The following is a 21,033-nucleotide window of genomic DNA, read 5'->3' on the forward strand; positions in this document are numbered from 1 at the left end:
CCCTAGAGATATAGATGCCGCCTACAAACAGCTTTCCAGGATCCGGGATCAGCCCTTACGCCCGACTCCCGCGTACACATTGATGTCCGCGTCGGTCACATCACCGATCTCGGCGGGCTCGGCCCCGTCCGGCCGCCACCGGTGAACAGGCACGACACCGGGCTCGACGACCTCCAGACCGCTCTCGGCGAAGAACCGCTCGACCTCCCCCTCGGACCGCAGCACGAAGGAGAACCCGCGCGCGGTGTACGTCTCCTGCACGGCCCGCATGTTCGCCGCGTTGAGATCCAGCGTGAGATGGCTGAGCACCACACGGCTCCCCGGGGGCAGCGCGTCGACGAGCTCCTTCACCACCGGATAGGCGACCTCGTCCTCGATGAAGTGCAACACGGCGACCAGGAACAACGCGACGGGCCGAGTGAGGTCCAGCGTCTCGGCGGCCCGCTCGAGAATGCGCGCGGGCTCCTCGAAGTCGGCATCGAGATACGCGGTACGCCCCTCGGCTCGACCGCTCAGCAACTCCCGCGCATGCGCGAGCACGACGGGATCGTTGTCGACGTACACGACCCGCGACTCGGGATGGATCCGCTGGGCGATCTGATGCACGTTCTCCGCGGTCGGTAACCCGGTCCCCACATCGAGGAACTGCCGTATCCCGTCCCGCTCCGCCAGCTCGGTGACGGCCCGCCGCATGAAGTCGCGGTTGTGCCGCACATCCAGATACCCGCGCGGATTGGCGGCGAGCGCCGCGGCGGCGGCCTCACGGTCTGCGGGGTAGTTGTCGGTACCGCCGAGGAAGACGTCGTAGACGCGCGCGGGATGCGCCTTGGTGGTGTCGATCTCCATGCTCATGACGAACAAGCTAGCCCGCAACGGCCGTCGAGGCGGCGGACTCCCGTTTCCCGCGTCCCGCACCACACCACCGGGACGCAGCATCCCCGCAGTTCGGAGTCCGTCCCGCACCCTGCCCGTCCCAAATCGCGCGGCACCTTATGGTCACCACACCCACTCAGGCGCCAGGCTGAGACCACTTCTCACAGACAACCGACAGAGAGGCCCCTGCCGATGCCCGTGTCAGCGAGCGCGCACACCCGCGCATCCCGCCTCCTGGCAGCCCTCACGGTCGTGTTCGCCACTCTCACCCTGACCGCGTGCGAGGACGGCGAGGGCCTCCGCGACGAAGGCCCGTCGACATCCACGACACAGACAACGACGACTAGCGAACCGCCGGCATCCGCGCAGCCTCAACAGCCCAGTAGGTGAGGATGTTCTGCGCCCCGGCGCGCTTGATCCCGGTCAGCGTCTCCAGAATGGCCCGCTCCCGGTCGATCCACCCCTTCTCGGCGGCGGCCTCGACCATCGAGTACTCACCGGAGATCTGGTAGGCGACAACGGGCACGTCCACCGCGTCGGCGACCCGCGCCAGGATGTCGAGATAGGGCCCGGCAGGCTTCACCATCACCATGTCGGCCCCTTCCTCCAGATCGAGGGCCAACTCCCGCAAGGACTCCCGCGCGTTGGCGGGGTCCTGCTGATAGGTCTTCCGGTCCCCCTGCAACGAGGACCCGACGGCCTCCCGGAAGGGGCCGTAGAAGGCGGACGCGTACTTCGCGGTGTACGCGAGGATCGCCACGTCCTCCCGCCCGATCTGGTCAAGGGCGTCGCGCACGACCCCGATCTGCCCGTCCATCATCCCGCTGGGTCCGACGACATGCGCCCCGGCATCGGCCTGCACCTGAGCCATCTCGGCGTACCGCTCCAGGGTGGCGTCGTTGTCGACCCGCCCCTGGTCGTCCAGGACCCCGCAGTGCCCGTGATCCGTGGTCTCGTCGAGACACAGATCGGACATCACGAGCAGCTCGTCACCGACCTCGGCCCGCACATCCCGCAGCGCGACCTGAAGGATCCCGTCCGGATCGGTCCCCGGCGTCCCCAGAGCGTCCTTCTTGGAGTCCTCGGGCACCCCGAACAGCATGATCCCGGAGATCCCGGCCTCGACAGCCTCGGCGGCGGCCTTCTTCAGACTGTCCCGGGTGTGCTGCACCACCCCCGGCATGGCCTCGATCCGCACCGGCTCACTCACGCCCTCCCGCACAAAGGCGGGAAGGATGAAGTCAGCGGGATGCAGCCTCGTCTCGGCGACCATCCGCCGCATGACGGGAGAGGTCCGCAGCCGCCGCGGCCGGCTGCCGGGAAAGGATCCGTACGTCGTCATACCCCTACGCTACGCCCGCCCCACACCCCCCTTTGCCGACGCGACGTCGGCCCGAAGCCCCGCAGACCGGCAGCGCGAACCGCGACGGGCCGCCGCGGGCAGCCACCCCGCATGCGCCACACAAACGACGGGTCCAAGCTGAAGGAACAGGCCCCTCCACCGACACAGGAGGAGGACACCATGCCCACTCCGGACCTGTTCGCCCTCTCAGACGTCAAGGGCCCCGTCCTGCGCCCCACCGACGAGGCCTACGCCGCCGAGGTGACCGGCTTCAACCTGGCCGCCCCGCACACCCCGGACGTGGTCATAGGAGCGACCGGCACCGACGACATAGTCACCGCGCTCCGCTGGGCCTCGGCCACCCACACCCCCGTCGCCGTACAGGCCACCGGCCACGGCGCGAACTTCCCCATGGACACCGGCCTGTTGATCAACACGTCCCGCATGACGGACGTACACATAGATCCCGCAACCCGCACGGCGACGATCGCCGCGGGCGCGAAGTGGCGCCACGTCATCGACGCCGCCGCCCCCCACGGCCTGGCCACCCTCAACGGCTCCTCCACGGACGTGGGCGCCGTCGGCTACACCCTCGGCGGCGGCCTCCCCGTCCTGGGCCGGGCCTACGGCTACGCCTCCGACCTGGTCCGCTCCTTCAAGGTGGTCACCCCGGACGGCACACTCCACGAGACGACCGCGACCCAGGAACCCGACCTCTTCTGGGCCCTGCGCGGCGGCAAGGGCAACATCGGCATCGTCACGGAGATGGTCACCGAACTCCCCGCCCTGTCCCGCATCCTCGGCGGCGGCATCTACTGCACGGGCGAGGACGCCGAACCCCTGCTGCGCGCGTGGGCGGAGTGGACCCCCACGGTCCCCGACGAGATGTGCACGGGCTTCACGCTGCTGCGCCTGCCCCCGCTCCCGGAGATCCCCGAACCCCTGCGCGGCCGCTTCTGGTCCCGCGTGGCGGTCGCCTGGACCGGCACGGAAGACGAAGGCCAGGAACTCCTGACCCCCCTGCGCAACGCGGCCCCCGTGGTCTTCGACACGGTGACGGAGATGGACTACACGGCGGTCGACATGATCTACCAGGACCCCCACGACCCCCTCCCGGCGAGAGAGTCCTGCGGCTGCCTGGGCGAACTGACCCCCGACGCCGTGACCACACTCCTCGACGAGGCGGGCCCGACGGCGGAGGACTACCCCCTGCTCCTGGTGGAACTCCGCCACATGGGCGGCGCCCTCTCCCGCCCCGCGACAACCGAGGACGCGGTCTGCGCGAGGAACGCCGCCTACCTCCTGGAGGCGGTGGGCGTCCTGGCCGGCCCGGAGGCGGCCGCGGCCGTGGAAACGGCCACGACGGCCCTGTACGCGGCGATGAGCCCGTACGCCACCGGCTGCACGATGCCCAACCTCCACGGCCGCCCCGGCGACGCGAAGGACCGCGCCCGGGCCTGGACCCCGGAGATCTACGACCGTCTGCGCCGCACGAAGGAGACGTACGACCCACAGAACCTGCTCCGCTACGGCCACACGGTGACGGCGGCCTGACAAGAACGCCAGACCGCCGCACCCACACTCACACCCGCAGGATCAGGTGGTGCTACGCCTCCGCCGGGCCCCGGGCCGACGCTCGCTCGGCCTGGTGACCGGATCCCCGGCCTCGACCGCGGCCGCCCGCCGCTTCAGCCCGAAGTCGGCCAGCGCCTCGGCCAGCTTGTGCACGGACGGCTCGGGAGCCATCACATCCACCCGAAGCCCATGCTCCTCGGCGGTCTTCGCGGTAGCGGGACCGATACACGCGATGACGGTCACGTTGTGCGGCTTCCCGGCGATACCCACCAGGTTCCGCACGGTGGAGGACGACGTGAAGAGAACGGCGTCGAAGCCACCCCCCTTGATCGCCTCACGGGTCTCGGCCGGCGGCGGCGACGCCCGCACGGTCCGATAGGCCGTGACGTCGTCGACCTCCCACCCGAGCTCGATGAGCCCCGCGACCAGCGTCTCGGTGGCGATGTCGGCCCGCGGCAGGAACACCCGGTCGATCGGATCAAATACCGGGTCGTACGGCGGCCAGTCCTCGAGCAGCCCGGCAGCGGACTGCTCCCCGGAGGGCACCAGATCCGGCTTCACACCGAAGGCGACGAGCGCCTTGGCTGTCTGCTCGCCCACCGCGGCGACCTTGATCCCGGCGAAGGCACGCGCATCGAGCCCGTACTCCTCGAACTTCTCCCGCACGGCCTTGACGGCGTTCACCGAGGTGAAGGCGATCCACTCGTAACGGCCCGTGACGAGCCCCTTGACCGCCCGCTCCATCTGCTGAGGCGTCCGCGGCGGCTCGACGGCGATCGTCGGCACCTCGTGCGGCACGGCCCCGTAGGACCGCAGCTGGTCGGAGAGCGAAGCCGCCTGCTCCTTCGTGCGCGGCACGAGCACCCGCCACCCGAAGAGCGGCTTGGACTCGAACCACGACAGCTGCTCGCGCTGAGCAGCGGCGGACCGCTCACCGACCACGGCTATCACCGGCCGCCCGCCATCCGGCGAGGGCAGCACCTTGGTCTGCTTGAGCAACTGGGCGATGGTCCCCAGAGTCGCGGTCCACGTCCGCTGACGAGTGGTCGTACCAGCGACCGTGACCGTCAGCGGAGTGTCGGGCTTGCGCCCGGCGGCGACGAGCTCACCGGCGGCGGCGCCCACGGAGTCGAGGGTCGTGGAGACGACAACGGTCCCGTCGGACGCCCCGACCTCGGTCCAGCACCGGTCGGAAGCGGTCCGCGCATCCACGAACCGCACATCGGCGCCCTGGGCGTCCCGCAGCGGAACACCCGCGTACGCGGGCACGCCGACCGCGGCGGCGACACCGGGAACGACCTCGAAAGGCACCCCGGCGGCGGCGCACGCCAGCATCTCCTCGGCGGCGTACGCGTCGAGCCCGGGGTCCCCGGACACCGCACGTACGACCCGCCTGCCGCCCCGCGCGGCCTCCATGACAAGATGTGCGGCATCCCGCACGGCGGGGGCGGCAGCGGTTGTTGACGAACCGTCAACAACCTTTAGTTGAGGCGCGCCTGTGCCCGGATGCGGATCCGACGAGGGATCCGAATCCGTGTCCACGACGGCGACGCCTGAGCGAGCGTGGACGCGCACGACGTCGAGCACTTCATGCTCGGCGACGAGAACGTCCGCGTTCCCCAGCGCCTCGACGGCGCGCAGAGTAAGTAGTCCCGGATCCCCGGGTCCGGCACCCAGGAAGGTGACGTGCCCGTGTTCAGGTCCGGCGGCAGGAAGGGTGGTGGGGCTCACTGTGCTCGCTCCCCCATCAGACCGGCCGCGCCCTGGGCAAGCATCTCGGCAGCGAGTTCACGGCCGAGCGCCATTGCTTGGTCGTACGTCTCGGGCACGGGACCGGTGGTGGACAACTGCACCATCCGCGAGCCGTCGGTCGTGCCGACGACGCCGCGCAGGCGCATTTCCTTGACAATCTGCCCGTCGGCCAGCAGGTCGGCCAGCGCGCCCACAGGTGCGCTGCAACCGGCCTCCAGGGCGGCGAGCAGTGACCGCTCGGCAGTCACGGCGGCCCGCGTGAACGGGTCGTCGAGCTCGCCGAGCGCGGCGATCAGGTCCGCGTTGTCCGCGGTGCATTCGATCGCCAGTGCTCCCTGGCCGGGAGCGGGCAAAACCGTGTCGACTGAAAGAAAGTCAGTCACTTCGTCGACGCGCCCGATGCGATGCAGCCCGGCCGCGGCCAGCACCACCGCGTCCAGCTCACCGTCGTGCACGTACCGGATCCGGGTGTCGACGTTCCCCCGGATCGCGACGGTCTCGATGTCCAGCCCATGGGCGCGTGCGTACGCGTTGAGCTGGGCCATCCGCCGGGGCGACCCGGTACCGATGCGCGCCCCGCGGGGCAGGTCGGTGAACTTCAGCGCGTCCCGGGCGACGAGGACGTCACGCGGGTCCTCGCGCAGCGGGATCGCGGCGAGCGCGAGCTCGTCGGGCTGCCCGGTGGGCAGGTCCTTCAGCGAGTGCACCGCGAAGTCGACCTCCCCCTTGAGCAGGGCCTCCCGCAGCGCGGTCACGAACACGCCCGTGCCGCCGATCTGCGCGAGCTGTTCCCGCGACACATCGCCGTACGTGGTGATCTCGACGAGCTCCACAGGCCGTCCGGTCACCTGGCTCACGGCGTCCGCCACCTGCCCGGACTGGGCCATGGCGAGTCTGCTTCGCCTTGTCCCGAGCCTCAGTGCCTTCTCAGTCATGCCGGCCCTCGGTTCTTGCTGTTCTTCTCGGTGCTGTCCTCGGCGCGGGACACGGCATCCACCGTCTCCTGGTCGAGGTCGAACAGGGTCCGCAGCGCGTCCGCGTACCCGGCGCCGCCGGGCTCGGCCGCGAGCTGCTTGACCCGTACGGTCGGCGCGTGAAGCAACTTGTCGACCACACGCTTCACGGTCTGGGTGATCTCACTGCGGTGCTTGTCGTCGAGCCCCGGCAGCCGCCCCTCGAGCCGGGCGATCTCCCCGGCGACCACATCGGCGGCCATGGTGCGCAGCGCGACCACGGTGGGCGTGATGTGCGCGGCACGGAGCGCGGCACCGAACGCCGCGACCTCGTCGGCGACGATCCGCCGCACCTGGTCCACATCGGCCGCCATCGGAGCGTCGGCCGAAGCGTCGGCGAGCGACTCGATGTCGACGAGCCGCACCCCGGGGATCCGGTGCACGGCGGCGTCGATGTCCCGGGGCATGGCGAGATCGAGCAGAAAAAGCCCGGGCGCGGGCTGCGGAGCCACCGGCTCAGGCCTACGACGCTCAGGAATCCGCCCGACGGTGGCGGCAGCGGCGGCGAGCGCCGCGATGGCGTCGGCCTCGGCGGCCGCGCTGGGGACTCGGACGATGCCGTTGTCGACCCAGGCAGCGTGCTGCTCGAGCTCTGTGGTGGCCATCCCGGCGACGGCGGCTTCCCCGAGCACGGAGAACCCGGCGGTGGCCTGGACGGCGTTGAGATCAAGCGGACAGTTCTCATCGTCCGCGGAGCCCGCGGCAGCCGGTCCGGTCAGGCTGCGGGCGTTCGTGCCGCCCAGGGCGGCTCCCGACCCGAAGCGGGACGGCACCCCGCCGACGCCGGCGGGCGAACCCACCAGCGGGCCCGCGGCAACGGCCTCGGCAACCTCCGAAGCCGTGAGCACCAGCCCGGTCGCACCCGTACAGGACACCACAACATCGGCACGTGTCAGCTCGCCCGGCACCGCATCCATCGGTACCGCGCGGGCCGCCACGTCCAAGTCATCGGCGTCGTTCAGGATCTCGGCAAGCCGCTCGGCCCGGTCCGACGTCCGGTTGGCGATCACGATCTCGCCGACCCCGACCCGCGCAAGCGTCGCCGCGGCGAGCGAGGACATGGACCCGGCACCGATGACGAGCGCCTTCTTGCCCGAGGCCCACGCGTCCACGGCCGTACCGGAAGCCAGCTGCTCCAGCCCGAACGTGACCAGCGACTGCCCGGCCCGATCGATCCCGGTCTCGGAGTGCGCCCGCTTACCGACCCGCAGAGCCTGCTGGAACAGATCGTTCAACAGCCGCCCGGCGGTGTGCAGATCCTGCGCCTTGGCAAGGGAGTCCTTGATCTGTCCGAGGATCTGCCCCTCCCCGACGACCATGGAATCAAGTCCGCAGGCCACCGAGAACAGATGATGGACGGCCCGGTCCTCGTAGTGCACGTACAGATAGGGCGTGAGCTCCTCGAGCCCCACCCCGCTGTGCTGGGCGAGCAGCGTGGACAGCTCGGCGACACCGGCGTGGAACTTGTCGACGTCGGCGTACAGCTCGATCCGGTTGCACGTGGCCAGCACCGCCGCCTCGGCAGCCGGCTCCGCGGCGACCGCGTCCTGCAACAGCTTGACCTGGGCGTCAGCGCTCAGCGCCGCCCGCTCCAGCACGCTGACCGGAGCGCTGCGGTGGCTCAGCCCCACGACGAGGAGACTCATGCCGGCATCACGGCGGGTACGTCCCCGTCGGGCCCTTTGTCGGCGGAGTCACCACGACCGGCGGCGACCGCACCGGCGGCGTCGGCTGCGGCGGCCTCCTCACCGGCCTTGCGCTGCTCGTGGAAGGCGAGGATCTGGAGCTCGATGGAGAGGTCGACCTTGCGCACGTCGACACCGTCCGGGACGGTCAGCACGGTCGGCGCGAAGTTCAGGATGGAGGTGACCCCGGCGGCCACGAGTCGGTCGCAGACCGGCTGGGCGGCACCGGCGGGGGTGGCGATGACGCCGATGGAGACCCCGTTGTCCTCGATGATCTTTTCCAGGTCATCGCTGTGCTGGACCGGAATACCCGCCACCGGCTTTCCGGCCATACCCGGATCGGCGTCGATGAGGGCCGCGACCCGGAAGCCGCGGGAGGCGAAGCCGCCGTAGTTGGCGAGAGCGGCGCCGAGGTTACCGATACCGACGATCACAACCGGCCAGTCCTGGGTCAGACCCAGTTCGCGGGAGATCTGGTAGACGAGATACTCGACGTCGTAGCCCACACCACGCGTCCCGTAGGAACCGAGGTAAGAGAAGTCCTTGCGCAGTTTCGCGGAGTTGACGCCCGCCGCGGCCGCGAGCTCCTCGGAGGAGACCGTGGGGACCGAGCGCTCCGACAGTGCGGTCAGCGCGCGGAGGTACAGCGGAAGCCGGGCGACGGTGGCCTCGGGAATCCCTCGGCTACGGGTCGCCGGTCGGTGAGTTCGGCCAGTTGCCACGGTGCTCCTGCGGGTAGAGCGGGGCTGCAGGCGGTCACACGTACCCAGACCGCCCCGTCGGAAGCAGGCTATGTCTTTGTGAACGCGTGCACAAAGATGGTGTCCGATTTGCCCGGCCAACGTGACCGGGGTCACGCGCGTCTCTCTCGGGGGCAAAACCGCACACTCTCCTCAACAATCCCGCCCCCCAGGACCAAGTCGCCATCGATCCTAAGCGACGGGTCGAGCGAGTTGGACTACTCGGTCAGTGCCGTCCTCAAGCGATTCTCGTCCACGCGCCAGAACGTGTGCTGGTCCCCGTCGACCAGGACGACCGGGATCTGTTCCCAGTACTGGTCGTGGAGTTGGGGGTCCTGGGAGATGTCCTTCCGCTCCCAGGGGACCCCGAGATCCCCGCACACTCGCTCGATGACGATCTGTGCGTCATCACACAGATGACACCCCGGCTTACGGATGAGGGTGACGAGCCGGTCCTCGGGAGCCTTGGCCGGCTTGCGGCGGAAAATGGGACTCATGTCGGCCATTCTCGCGCGGCCGGCGCGGGGCCGGGATCCCTTGTTTAACGGCACGGTCGCGGAGAGTTCACACCCTTCGAACCTCTCGGCTCCGGAAGCTCCGAACAAACTGGCTATGCTCACGTCATGGCCGCTCTCGGATGGCTCACTCCCCGTAGGCGTTCCGCCACGGCGCGGAGCGTGTTGGCAGGCGAAGCCTCGGCGGAGGCCGCGCGCAAGTCGTCACAGGAGGTCGAGGAGACCTCCGCCCCAGGTGAGGAACCGGAGTTCCCGGTACTCGGCGACGACAAGGCAGCCGCCTTCTTCGACCTCGACAACACCGTCATGCAGGGTGCGTCGCTGTTCCACTTCGGCCGGGGCCTGTACAAGCGGAAGTTCTTCGAGACCCGCGACCTCGCCCGGTTCGCCTGGCAGCAGGCGTGGTTCAGGCTGGCGGGCATCGAGGACCCCGAACACATGCAGGAGGCCCGCGACTCGGCCCTGTCGATCGTGCAGGGCCACCGCGTCTCCGAGCTGATGTCCATCGGCGAGGAGATCTACGACGAGTACATGGCCGAACGCATCTGGCCCGGCACCCGCGCCCTCGCCCAGGCCCACCTGGACGCGGGCCAGAAGGTGTGGCTCGTCACGGCGGCCCCCGTGGAGATCGCCGGCGTGATCGCCCGCCGCCTCGGCCTGACCGGCGCCCTGGGCACGGTCGCGGAGTCGGTGGACGGCGTCTACACGGGCAAGCTCGTGGGCGAGCCCCTGCACGGCCCCGCGAAGGCGGAAGCGGTCCGAGCGCTGGCATCGGCGGAGGGCCTGGACCTCAACCGCTGCGCCGCCTACAGCGACAGCCACAACGACATCCCCATGCTCTCCCTGGTGGGTCACCCCTACGCGATCAACCCGGACGCCAAGCTCCGCAGGCACGCGAGGAACCTGGACTGGCGCCTGAGGGACTACCGAACGGGCCGCAAGGCGGCGAAGGTGGGCATCCCGGCAGCAGCAGGAGTAGGAGCGGTTGCGGGCGGCACAGCAGCGGCCATCGCGTTGCACCGCCGCCGCCGGTAACGAGCCTCCTCGCACCCGAATCACCTTCAATACCCCCCACCCCCCTCATCCAGTCCTCTTGTCGGCACACGGCCACAACACGCCCCGACCATGACCGGAACTCGATCTCATCTGATCAACAACCGGTCACTCTGCGGCACTTGAACGGGCGTCATTCGGTTACAGAAGCGACGTAATCGATGATTTGAGCAACTGGGCGTAGCAGTGCCTGCACGAAGCGTTATTCTCCTCAGACGCAAACCGGTACCCCTCCGTCGCTACGACGGGTGAACGGTCCCGCACTGCACGTGATGGAAGCTCTGCCTCTGGGAGTCCCGTGTACCCACACGTCGGGGTTGACGCCTCGGGCCTGGCTACGCTGCGCGCAACGGTCCAAGACCTGTTGCGCGGCTTCGTCCCCACCGCGTACGCCGTCCCCGCCCTCGCCGTAGCCACGGCGCCGATCGGCCCGTGCTACGCACTGGCCGACGGCTCCGCGGCCGTCGGCAGACGAGGGCGTTCGACCGGCACCACCACCGCGCGCCGACCGGCCGCGGACAGCGACAGCGCCCGCATGATGGATCTCGTCGAGCGCGCCCAGGCCGGCGAGGCCGATGCCTTCGGACGCCTCTACGACCAGTACAGCGACACCGTGTACCGGTACATCTACTACCGGGTGGGAGGGAAGGCGACCGCCGAGGACCTCACCAGCGAGACGTTCCTGCGCGCACTGCGCAGGATCGGCACCTTCACCTGGCAGGGCCGCGACTTCGGCGCCTGGCTGGTGACCATCGCCCGCAACCTGGTCGCCGACCACTTCAAGTCGAGCCGCTTCCGTCTCGAGGTGACGACCGGCGAGATGCTCGACGCCAACGAGGTCGAGCGGTCCCCGGAGGACTCCGTCCTGGAGTCCCTCTCCAACGCCGCCCTCCTCGACGCCGTACGCCGCCTCAATCCACAGCAGCAGGAGTGTGTGACGCTCCGCTTCCTCCAGGGCCTCTCGGTCGCCGAGACCGCCCGGGTGATGGGCAAGAACGAGGGCGCCATCAAGACCCTGCAGTACCGGGCCGTCCGCACCCTCGCCCGGCTCCTCCCGGACGACGCCCGCTGAGAGAACACGCCCCGTAGCATCCAACTCGCTCTCAGTGAAAGTCCGTTGACTTCCCGATCCGATCATCCGCAGTCCGTAACCCAAGTGCCGCGTTGCTCGTTGTGCGGGATGCAGGCTCCCTGTGGTCACTCCCTGGCCGACTTCGATCACTCGATCGAGTGGCAGAGGTCAGGGCGTGCAACCCTCAGGACCCCCTGGGGAGTCGACCGTCATGACGAGAGGAGGTGCCGCCAGTGATCGCGAACGTATCGGCACACCGGCGGGCGAACGCCTTCGCCCAGGCCCTGGAGGAGCAGTCCGACCAGGGCCCGGCGGCCGAGCAGTCCGAAGGACCGGCGCCGGCCTCGGCAGCTGCGGAACAGACCGAGCAGGGCCGCATGCTGGCCCTTACGGAATGTCTCGACGAGCTGCCCAGGCCGAAGCTGGACCCCGCGGTCAAGGTCGTCCAGCGGGCCCAGCTGGTGGCCGCGTTCGAGGCCATGCTCCAGGAAGGCGCCGTCGGAGGCGAGGCAGCGGATCCTTCGGTGCCCGAACAGCGCTCCCATCGGGCGCGAGGTTCGCACCGGGCATCCCCGCTGGGCAAACTGCGACCGCGTTCCCGACTGACCAAGGGCCTCGCGGCCGGCGGACTCAGCGTCGGCGTCGCCGCGGGTGCCTTCGGCGGAGTCGCAGCCGCCAGCTCGGACGCCCTCCCGGGCGACTCGCTGTACGGCCTGAAGCGCGGCATCGAGGACTTCAAGCTCAACTATCTGTCCGACGGGGACGACGAGCGCGGCCAGGGCTATCTCGACCAGGCCTCCACGCGTCTCAACGAGGCCCGTCGGCTGATGGACCGCGACCGCGGCGGCCACCTCGACCACGAGTCCGTCGGCGAGATCCGTCGCGCCCTGTCCGGCATGCAGCACGACGCCTCCGAGGGCCACCGGCTGCTCCATGAGGCGTATGAGCGCGACCCGGGCTCCCTGGGCCCCATCCAGGCCCTCGACACCTTCTCACGCTCGCACCGCGAGGTCTGGGGGGCGCTGCGCGACCGGCTGCCGGTCCAGCTCGGCGATGTCAGTCAGCAGGTGTCGTCGGTGTTCGAGGCCATAGACGAAGAGGTGGCCCCACTGCAGTCCCTGCTGCCCCAGCCTCCGGCCCCGGGCGGCGGCCCGGGTCAGCGGCAGGGCGGTTCCGGCTCGGCGTCCACCGGCACGTCCGGCTCCGGCCGCTCGGCCGCGCCCAGCAGTGGCAACGGCACCTCGGACAACAGCGGCTCGAGCGGCAGCAAGAGCCCCAGCAATTCGTCCACGTCCGACGACGAGAGCGACGGCCTCCTCGGCGGCAACACCGGCGGCCTGCTCGACCCGACCCAGGACAGCACCAGCACGGCCTCCCCGTCCACGAGCACCCCGTCCCAACCGGACGTCACGCTCCCGCCCCTCCTCCCGGGCCTCCTGCCCGGCCTGGGCATCGACGGCGAGGACGCGAGCTAGTTCTTCCGGTACGACGGTGGGGGCGCCCTTCGAAAGAAGGGCGCCCCCACCGTCGTACCCCTAGAAAAAGACCGACCGCCGCTGCACCAGCAACTTGTAGAGCGTGTGCTGGATCTGTTCCCTGACCTGGTCCGTCAGGTTGAACATCAGCATCGGATCCTCGGCCGCCTCCGGCGGATAGCCGTCCGTGAGGATCGGCTCGCCGAACTGGATCGTCCACTTGGTCGGAAGCGGGATCCCGCCCAGCGGGCCCAGCCACGGGAAGGTCGGCGTGATCGGGAAGTACGGGAAGCCGAGAAGGCGAGCCAAGGTCTTGGCGTTGCCGATCATCGGATAGATCTCCTCCGCGCCGACGATCGAGCACGGGATGATCGGGGCCCCGTTGCGCAGCGCCGTGGAGACGAAACCGCCGCGGCCGAAGCGCTGGAGCTTGTACCGCTCGCTGAAGGGCTTGCCGATGCCCTTGAAGCCCTCCGGCATCACCCCGACCAACTCGCCCTGGCCGAGCAGCCGTTGGGCGTCCTCCGCGCAGGCCAGGGTGTGGCCGAGCTTGCGGGCGAGCTCGTTGACCACCGGCAGCATGAAGACCAGGTCCGCGGCGAGCAACCTGAGATGCCGTCCCGCGGGATGGTTGTCGTGGACGGCGACCTGCATCATCAGACCGTCCAGCGGGAGCGTCCCGGAGTGGTTGGCGACGATCAACGCGCCACCCTCCGCCGGGATGTTCTCGATGCCCTTCACCTCGACCCGGAAGTACTTCTCGTACACCGGCCGCAGCAGGGACATCAGGACCTGGTCGGTCAGCTCCTCGTCGTAACCGAAGTCATCGACGTCGTAGTCACCGGTGAGCCGGCGCCGCAGGAAGGAGAGCCCGCCCGCGATCCGCCGCTCGATACCGCCGTCGTTCTGCGCCTTCTGCGGCGGCTGTTCCTCACGCGTCACAGGGACATCATCCTGCGTCGGCGCCTTGCTGGGCAGGGGCTGGACCTCCCGGACCACCGCGGGCTCGGCCCCCTTGCGCCTGCTCCCCGTGCTCCGGCGCCGCGACGGCCGCTGTACGGCAGCCCCACGGGACCGGTCGTCGTCGAACGGAATGACCTTGGCGTCCGCCATCGTTGATGCGCTCCTCAGTTGGCGCTCTGCGTCGTGGGGTGGCCGCCGCCCAGGACAGGCAGCGCGGCGATCCGGTCGACGGCCCCCGCGATGGCCTCCGGCGGCACCAGTCCGGGTCCGCGGCCGCGCGCGAAGTCCGCGAACGTCTCCGCCGTCGTGTACTTCGGCTGGAATCCGAGCGTCTGGCGCATCTGGTCCGTCGACACGACCCGGCCATGCGTGAGCAGCCGGATCTGCTCGGGCGAGAAGTCCGTCATCCCGAGCGTACGCACCAGCGAGCCGGCCCAGGTGACCGCCGGCAGCAACAGCGGCACGGTGGGCCGCCCCAGCCTGCGCGAGCACTGCGACAGCAGCAGCACCCCGTCACCGGCGATGTTGAACGTCCCGCTGTTGAGAGTGCCCCGCTCCGGCTCGTGCGAGGCGATGCGCAGCACCTCGATCACATCGTCCTCGTGCACGAACTGCAGCCGCGGGTCGTACCCGAGAACGGTGGGCAGCACGGGCAGCGAGAAGTACGAGGCGAGGGGCGTATCGGCGCTGGGCCCCAGGATGTTGGCGAACCGCAGCACACACACGGCCACATCGGGCCGCCGCCGCGCGAACCCCCGCACATACCCCTCGACCTCGACGGTGTCCTTGGCGAAGCCGCCGCTGGGCAGCGACTTGGGAGGAGTCGTCTCGGTGAAGACGGCGGGATCGCGAGGCGCGGACCCATAGACATTGGTACTGGATTTGACGACGAGCCTTTTGACCGTCGGCGACTTCTGGCAGGCACCGAGCAGCTGCATGGTGCCGATGACGTTGGTCTCCTTGACCGTGGTCCGGCTGCCACTGCCCAGCGCCATGGCCGTCACATCCAGGTGTACGACCGTGTCGGCGCCCGTCTCCGCGAGCACCCGCGCGATGGTGGACTGCCGGATGTCGGCCTGGATGAAATCGGCGCCGCCCAGATGATGTTCCGGCGGCACGGCGTCGACGGCGATCACCCGGTCCACCTGCGGGTCACGCTGGATCCGTCGTACGAACCGGCCCCCCAGCTGACGGGCCACTCCGGTCACGAGCACGACCTTGCCCAAGATTCAGCGCCTCTCTTCCAGCACTCGTCCCCCGCGTACCCTGCCGTGTTCCCCGTGTGCGGCCAACCTAGCGGGTCGATGTTGCGCTGTGATGACCGCCCAATGCACGAAGTGACGACTTCCACAGACGTACGACGAGACCAAGCCAGCCGGTGTCAGACGTACGCACAGATCCCCGGCATCAGATTCCGGGTATGCGTGTGGCCCCCCACCGGGTGTGGTGGGGGGCCACAAATCACGCTGCTTGCGCGGCGTCGTCTTACTTCTTGTTACGACGCTGAACGCGCGTGCGCTTGAGCAGCTTGCGGTGCTTCTTCTTAGCCATCCGCTTGCGCCGCTTCTTGATAACAGAGCCCACGACTACCCTCGCTCACTTCTCATCACTCGGCGTTTGGGCGCCATGGGCCCATACGACCTACGAGGGGCTAGCCTACCCGCCTGAGCGCTGAGCTCGTAATCGAGGGGGAAAGGGGGATCCCTGCTGTGCCCTGAGGATCCCCCCGCCCCACAAGCCGTCAGGCGGTTTCCACCCCCACATAGCTCTCGCGAAGGTACTCGTGAACCGCTTGCTCGGGGACGCGGAAGGACCGCCCCACCCGAATCGCGGGCAGATGACCGCTGTGCACCAACCGGTACACGGTCATCTTCGACACTCGCATCACCGAGGCGACTTCCGCCACGGTAAGGAACTGAACCTCGTTCAGAGGCCTCTCGCCAGCTGCAGCCATGACACACCTGAACCTTCCGCACTCGACGGTCACCGGCTTCCCCTTCCGGTGACTCTTCGTCGTTGCGTGCTCACTCCCCAATGTAGGGGCGGGTGATGCGAGTGGGGAAGAGGTGCACCCATCGGCGGCCTACTGTGACAGACACGCTCGATTGAGTACGTAGCGGGTAAGCGGTCGGTAGTAATCAGACCGCACAGCGTCATCAAGTGGAACGACGACGGACACGACCCCCTCCGCCTCCCCCACGAAGAGCGCGGGGTCATCGGTATCGGCGAGCCCAATGGCCTCAAACCCCAGCTGACCTGCCCCGCAGACCCACCCGTGATCCCCGATGACAAGCTCGGGAAGGACACCGCCCTCGTCCGCGGCGGCGGCCAGGACAGCCCGAACCGGGAGGGGTGAGTGCGTGTGTGCGCCGGTCGCACGACCGGAGCTCGGCACCCCCGGTTCTCGCACGAACGCGACTCCTCGTACGTAGTCAAGGTTGTACGTGCGTAGACCGAACCGGGTCGTTATGTCGACACAGTGACCATGCGCAGGGGTGAGGACGGTACACCCCGCCGCCGACAACGCGTCCGCCAAGGCGGCGTAGAACCCGAGCAGTCGGTGTGGATGCCCGGTCCCGAGGAGCACGGTGCCGCCACGCTGGGCAACTGCCCCGATCCGCTCGGCGAAGGCATCCAGAGCGACCAGAGTCCGCTCAGGATCGATCACATCATGGCCTTGCGTCTGCCTCGAATCGCCAGAAACCCCACACTTATCGGCCATCAAACCGATCAAATCCCGCTGCCTCCAAGTCCACTCGGGATCGATCCCGATCAGCACCCTTGGATCGCGAGCAGCGAAAAGCCGATAACTCCGCAGGCTCTCCTCACGGGAGGTAGCCACAGGCCCAGCCAGACGAGCAGCCAACAAATGGGCGCGCAGTGCGCCGGTGCTCAACACGGGAGTGATGGTGACGGACGGAAGCAAGGCACGGGAGGCGAACGAAGAAACACCGCACAGTTGGCGTAACGAGGCCTCCGCCCTAGGCCAACAGTCCCCGCAGCGGAAACACGGCCCGCCGAGCGGCCAGCACCGCCTGGTCCAACCGGTCCGCAGGGTCGTACCCCGCCTCCCAGTCGGCCCAACTCACCGGCCACCGCCCGTCGGTCATCCGCATGGGCGCCAACTGCCGGGTACGCGCGAACACTTCCTGGCGCCAGCCCTCGGGGATCACACTCTCCGGCTCCACGGCCCGCCCCGCGGCGATCCCCACCAGATGCGTCCAGGACCGCGGCACCACATCGACCACCGCGTACCCGCCCCCGCCCAGCGCCACCCACCGCCCGTCGGCGTGCTCGTGCGCCAGGTCGTGACACGCCACCTGCACAGCCCGCTGCGCATCCAGCGACACGGCGAGATGGGCGAGCGGATCCTCGAAGTGCGTATCGGCCCCGTGCTGGGTCACCAGCACCTGCGGCCGGAAATCCGCGATCAGCTCCGGCACGACCGCATGAAACGCCCGCAGCCACCCCGCGTCCCCGGTCCCCGCCGGCAACGCGACATTCACCGCACTGCCCTCCGCCGAGTCCGCCCCCGTCTCCTCCGGCCACCCGGTCTGCGGAAACAAGGTCCGAGGATGCTCGTGCAAGGAGATGGTCAGAACCCGCGGATCCTCCCAGAACGCCGCCTGCACCCCGTCCCCGTGATGCACGTCGACATCGATGTAGGCGACCCGCTCGGCCCCCAACTCCAACAACCGCGCGATCGCCAGCGACGCGTCGTTGTAGATACAGAACCCCGAGGCACCCCCCGGCATCGCATGATGCAACCCGCCCGCGAAGTTCACCGCGTGCAGAGCGTCCCCACGCCACACCGCCTCGGCAGCCCCCACCGACTGCCCGGCGATCAGGGCGGACACCTCGTGCATCCCCGCGAAGGCCGGATCATCCATGGTCCCCAGCCCATACGCCCCGTCAGCCGCCCCGGGCTCCACCGACGCCGCCTTCACGGCCTCGATGTAGTCCTCCCGGTGCACCAGCCGCAACGTCGACTCCCCGGCAGGCTTCGCCGATACGACGTCCACCTCCCGGTCCAGCCCGAAGGCGCTCACCAACCCCCGGGTCAGAGCCAACCGGACCGGATCCATCGGATGGTCCGGACCGAAGTCATAGCCCGTTACTGCCTCGTCCCACATCAGCTGTGCGCGGCCGCTCATGCCCGCCACCGTATCGGTCCGGTTGAGCGGCGAACGACCGGGCGTACACAAGCGTCACCAGCACCAACACCATCGGCACAAGCATCGCCCCGCGATAACTCCACGCATCGCCCAACGCCCCCACCAAGGGCGAACCGATCAGAAACCCGACATAGTTGAAGACGTTGAGCCGAGCGACAGCCGCGTCAGAAGCCCCGGGGAACAACCGCCCGGCGGCCGCGAACGTCTGCGGCACCAGCACACACAACCCCAGCCCCAACAACGTGAATCCCAGCATCCCGACCCAGGCCCCGGGCGCCGAAGCCACCACCGCGAACCCGAGCGCGGCCACCACGGCCCCCGCCCGCACCACCGTCACGGCCCCGAACCGCCGCACCCCGAAGTCCCCGAGGCCCCGCCCGATCAAGGTGGTGACCATGTAGACGTTGTACGGCACGGTCGCCATCTGCTCACTGCTCCCCAGCACGTCCTGGAGGTACTTCGCACTCCAGTTGGAGACGGTCGAGTCCCCGATGTACGCGAAGGTCATCACCAGACACAGCGGCAACAACAGCTTGAACGCGACGGTCCCGCCCTCACCACCGGCCTTGTCCTCCACCGGCTCGGCGCCCCCGTCGACGTACCACCGACTCCCCACGAGCGCGGCCGGCAGCAGCACCACCACGACCGGCAGATACGACACGAACAACGCGAGGTCCCAGTGCGCCCCCACCCACGCCAGTGACGCCCCCACCATCCCGCCCAGACTGAACACCGCGTGGAAGCTGAGCATGATGCTCCGCCCGTACGCCCGCTGCAGACTGACCCCGAGCATGTTCATGGACGCGTCGAGCACACCCACCGCGAGACCGAACGCGCCCAGCGCGACCCCCAGCTCGAACGTGGACCCACCCGCCCCGACCCCGAGCAGCGCCAGCAGTACGACGGGCTGGGCCCAGCGCAGCAGCCGGCTGGGCGGTATTCGCTTCACCAGCTTCTCGGTCGACACACTCCCCACCCCGGCGAGGATGGGCACGGCGGCCAGAAAGGCCGGCAGCAACGCGTCGGAGACCCCGTACCGGTCCTGGATCGCGGGAATCCGGGTCACCAGCAGGGCAAAAGCCACTCCCTGGGCGAAAAAGCTGAACGCCAACGAGGCCCTACCGCGCCGCAGCACATCTGTCATGGCGGCGAGCGTAGGGCCCCGGGCTACCCGTGGGTAGATCCAGCCAAAGATGAATTTCACTCAGCTTTGTTCCGGAGGGCTCACAAGACCTCAGGCGGCGACCGCAACCTCCGCCTTCACGGCCTCCTCGGCGACCCTCACCTCGGCGATGAGCAGCCGCGCCATCGGCTCGGCGGCGATCACCCGGCTCACCACGAAGGCCAGCGCCATCGAACCGGCCAGGATGACGGACCCGAGCCAGACCATGGTGTCCACGGGCAGGGTGTACGCCCCGACGACCCGCGCCACACACTCCGCCAGCAGTACGACGCCCCACACCACCGAGAACACCCGCTCGCCCCGAAGAAAGGCACTCGAGCCCTCCGCGGTGCCGTCGGCCAACCGCCGCCAGGCGGCCTCCCTGGCCGAGTCCCCCCGCACCAGGAAGGGCTTGAACCCCGCCGTCATCATCGGCCGCCCCAGCACCACCGACACCAGAATCCCGACCCCGATGATGCTGCTGACCCCGCTGTCCTTGGCGAGCATCAGCCGCGGATCCCCGGAGACGAGACCGAGCAGCAGCGACACGGCATTCACGACGAGGATGAGAGCGGCCAGCCCATTGACCGTCCGCTCCCTCACCACACTCCACACGGTCCGCCCGGCCGGCACCGCACTGCTCCAGGCAAGCGCCGCGAAGGTGCTCATCCCGAAGGCGTCCTTGAAGAGGTAGTACGACCCGACAGGCACCGCCACGTCCACGATCAGCGAGCCGAAGGTGTTCTGCTTGCTCGTCTTCGTCATGCCCTCAGCTTCCCGTCCGGCCGGGGTCCCCCAGTAGAAACGATCGTCCGGAGCTCCGCATGACAAATGTCAGACCTCGGATCAGACCAGCCGGTCCGCCAACTCCCCCATGTCGGAAAAGAGTTGAGTGGCACCTGCGAGCCGGTCCGCAGGCGTCATCGCGGTGAACCCGTACACATCCATCCCGGCCGCGACAGCCGCCCGCACCCCCAACGGACTGTCCTCGACCACCACACACCGCTCCGGCGCGACCCCCATCCGCTCGGCGGCGTACAGAAACAGATCCGGCGCCGGCTTCCCCCGCCCCACATCCTGCGAACTGAAGATCCGAGCATCCTCGAACCACCGGTCGAGACCCGTCGTCCGATGGCCCACCCGAATCCGCTCATGGCTCCCGGACGACGCCACGCAGTACGACACCCCATCCGCAGCCAGCTTCTCCAGCACCCCCACAGCACCGGCCACAGGCTTCAGCTCCCGCTCGAACGCGGCGAACACCCGCCCATGAAAGACATCGTCGAAGTCCTCGGGCAACCGCTCCCCGGTCCGCTCCTCGATCAGGTCATGGATCCGATGCATCGCGGACCCCATGTAGTCACGGATGGATTCCTCGTACGACGTCGGATGCCCCAGTTCGGTGAGGTAGCCGGCCAGCAGCCGGTTGGAGATCGGCTCACTGTCGACCAGGACGCCGTCGTTGTCGAAGATAACCAGGTCATAGCGCATGCCATTTACCCTAAACGCAAAAAGGCCCACGCCTGATGGCGTGGGCCTTTTATAAAATTTGTTCGGCGGTGTCCTACTCTCCCACAGGGTCCCCCCTGCAGTACCATCGGCGCTGTAAGGCTTAGCTTCCGGGTTCGGAATGTAACC

At 69.0% G+C, this 21,033-nt stretch carries 20 protein-coding genes and 1 rRNA gene; 4 read left to right on the forward strand and 17 right to left on the reverse strand.

The genetic code is table 11. The features are described from left to right. Positions 1–48: 48 nt before the first annotated feature. Positions 49–852 (reverse strand): SAM-dependent methyltransferase, encoded by an 804-nt coding sequence (locus ACWD3I_RS40380; RefSeq protein WP_365393911.1) that lies wholly within the window; start codon positions 850–852, stop codon positions 49–51. A gap of 364 nt (positions 853–1,216) precedes the next feature. Continuing rightward, positions 1,217–2,215, reverse strand: a complete 999-nt coding sequence (gene hemB / locus ACWD3I_RS40385; protein ID WP_365393910.1) for a porphobilinogen synthase — start codon at positions 2,213–2,215, stop codon at positions 1,217–1,219. Between the two features lie 180 nt (positions 2,216–2,395). On the opposite strand from hemB, the gene ACWD3I_RS40390 reads away from it, so the two are divergent. Next, entirely contained in the window at positions 2,396–3,769 is a 1,374-nt protein-coding gene (locus ACWD3I_RS40390; RefSeq protein WP_365393909.1) for an FAD-binding oxidoreductase, read from the forward strand. 42 nt (positions 3,770–3,811) lie between these two features. Here the strand turns inward: ACWD3I_RS40390 and ACWD3I_RS40395 are convergent, their stop codons facing one another. The 5 genes from ACWD3I_RS40395 to ACWD3I_RS40415 form a co-directional block, all read right to left on the reverse strand. Next, positions 3,812–5,521 carry a bifunctional uroporphyrinogen-III C-methyltransferase/uroporphyrinogen-III synthase gene (locus tag ACWD3I_RS40395; RefSeq protein ID WP_365393908.1) on the reverse strand — a complete coding sequence of 570 codons (1,710 nt, stop codon included), beginning with the start codon at positions 5,519–5,521 and terminating at the stop codon, positions 3,812–3,814. Beyond that, a complete protein-coding gene (gene hemC, locus ACWD3I_RS40400; protein WP_365393907.1) occupies positions 5,518–6,477 on the reverse strand; it encodes a hydroxymethylbilane synthase in 960 nt (319 codons plus the stop codon). Before hemC ends, ACWD3I_RS40395 begins: the two co-directional genes overlap by 4 nt. Beyond that, positions 6,474–8,201 (reverse strand): glutamyl-tRNA reductase, encoded by a 1,728-nt coding sequence (locus ACWD3I_RS40405; RefSeq protein ID WP_365393906.1) that lies wholly within the window; start codon positions 8,199–8,201, stop codon positions 6,474–6,476. Before ACWD3I_RS40405 ends, hemC begins: the two co-directional genes overlap by 4 nt. Next, positions 8,198–8,962 (reverse strand): redox-sensing transcriptional repressor Rex, encoded by a 765-nt coding sequence (locus tag ACWD3I_RS40410; protein ID WP_266889236.1) that lies wholly within the window; start codon positions 8,960–8,962, stop codon positions 8,198–8,200. Before ACWD3I_RS40410 ends, ACWD3I_RS40405 begins: the two co-directional genes overlap by 4 nt. Before the next feature lie 236 nt (positions 8,963–9,198). Then, positions 9,199–9,486 carry a glutaredoxin family protein gene (locus tag ACWD3I_RS40415; protein ID WP_365393905.1) on the reverse strand — a complete coding sequence of 96 codons (288 nt, stop codon included), beginning with the start codon at positions 9,484–9,486 and terminating at the stop codon, positions 9,199–9,201. Between the two features lie 117 nt (positions 9,487–9,603). Between ACWD3I_RS40415 and ACWD3I_RS40420 the strand changes: the two genes are divergently transcribed. The 3 genes from ACWD3I_RS40420 to ACWD3I_RS40430 all read left to right on the forward strand — a co-directional run bounded on the left by ACWD3I_RS40420 (position 9,604) and on the right by ACWD3I_RS40430 (position 13,095). Then, positions 9,604–10,530: an HAD family hydrolase gene (locus ACWD3I_RS40420; RefSeq protein ID WP_266889238.1), complete on the forward strand. Its 927-nt coding sequence runs from the start codon at positions 9,604–9,606 to the stop codon at positions 10,528–10,530. A gap of 316 nt (positions 10,531–10,846) precedes the next feature. Further along, positions 10,847–11,620, forward strand: coding sequence for an ECF subfamily RNA polymerase sigma factor, BldN family (locus tag ACWD3I_RS40425; RefSeq protein ID WP_046262116.1), 774 nt, complete (start codon positions 10,847–10,849; stop codon positions 11,618–11,620). A gap of 233 nt (positions 11,621–11,853) precedes the next feature. Then, entirely contained in the window at positions 11,854–13,095 is a 1,242-nt protein-coding gene (locus ACWD3I_RS40430; RefSeq protein ID WP_365393904.1) for a DUF5667 domain-containing protein, read from the forward strand. 60 nt (positions 13,096–13,155) lie between these two features. On the opposite strand, the gene ACWD3I_RS40435 is transcribed toward ACWD3I_RS40430, so the two are convergent. The 10 genes from ACWD3I_RS40435 to rrf form a co-directional block, all read right to left on the reverse strand. Further along, the gene (locus tag ACWD3I_RS40435) at positions 13,156–14,208 is read right to left on the reverse strand and encodes a lysophospholipid acyltransferase family protein (RefSeq protein ID WP_365393903.1); all 1,053 of its coding nucleotides are present in this window, start codon (positions 14,206–14,208) and stop codon (positions 13,156–13,158) included. A gap of 14 nt (positions 14,209–14,222) precedes the next feature. Then, entirely contained in the window at positions 14,223–15,284 is a 1,062-nt protein-coding gene (locus ACWD3I_RS40440) for an NAD-dependent epimerase/dehydratase family protein (protein ID WP_365393902.1), read from the reverse strand. Between the two features lie 259 nt (positions 15,285–15,543). Then, on the reverse strand, positions 15,544–15,642 hold the full coding sequence (locus tag ACWD3I_RS40445; protein WP_003948845.1) for a 30S ribosomal protein bS22: 99 nt from the start codon (positions 15,640–15,642) through the stop codon (positions 15,544–15,546). Positions 15,643–15,799: 157 nt separating this feature from the next. Continuing rightward, positions 15,800–16,012, reverse strand: coding sequence for a helix-turn-helix domain-containing protein (locus ACWD3I_RS40450; protein ID WP_004984898.1), 213 nt, complete (start codon positions 16,010–16,012; stop codon positions 15,800–15,802). A 129-nt stretch (positions 16,013–16,141) separates the two neighbouring features. Next, complete coding sequence (locus tag ACWD3I_RS40455) at positions 16,142–16,957, reverse strand: phosphatase (protein WP_365393901.1); 816 nt, start codon at positions 16,955–16,957, stop codon at positions 16,142–16,144. Positions 16,958–17,039: 82 nt separating this feature from the next. Then, positions 17,040–18,212 carry an acetoin utilization protein AcuC gene (locus ACWD3I_RS40460; RefSeq protein ID WP_365393900.1) on the reverse strand — a complete coding sequence of 391 codons (1,173 nt, stop codon included), beginning with the start codon at positions 18,210–18,212 and terminating at the stop codon, positions 17,040–17,042. Continuing rightward, positions 18,163–19,377 (reverse strand): MFS transporter, encoded by a 1,215-nt coding sequence (locus tag ACWD3I_RS40465; RefSeq protein ID WP_365393899.1) that lies wholly within the window; start codon positions 19,375–19,377, stop codon positions 18,163–18,165. The genes ACWD3I_RS40460 and ACWD3I_RS40465 overlap by 50 nt, the downstream gene beginning before the upstream one ends. Positions 19,378–19,467: 90 nt before the next feature. Beyond that, the gene (locus ACWD3I_RS40470; RefSeq protein WP_365393898.1) at positions 19,468–20,160 is read right to left on the reverse strand and encodes a VC0807 family protein; all 693 of its coding nucleotides are present in this window, start codon (positions 20,158–20,160) and stop codon (positions 19,468–19,470) included. Positions 20,161–20,241: 81 nt separating this feature from the next. Beyond that, complete coding sequence (locus ACWD3I_RS40475; protein WP_365394074.1) at positions 20,242–20,886, reverse strand: HAD family hydrolase; 645 nt, start codon at positions 20,884–20,886, stop codon at positions 20,242–20,244. A 60-nt stretch (positions 20,887–20,946) separates the two neighbouring features. Continuing rightward, positions 20,947–21,033: ribosomal RNA gene (gene rrf / locus ACWD3I_RS40480) — 5S ribosomal RNA — on the reverse strand; the annotation flags it as partial.

Source organism: Streptomyces sp. NPDC002817 (assembly GCF_053592055.1).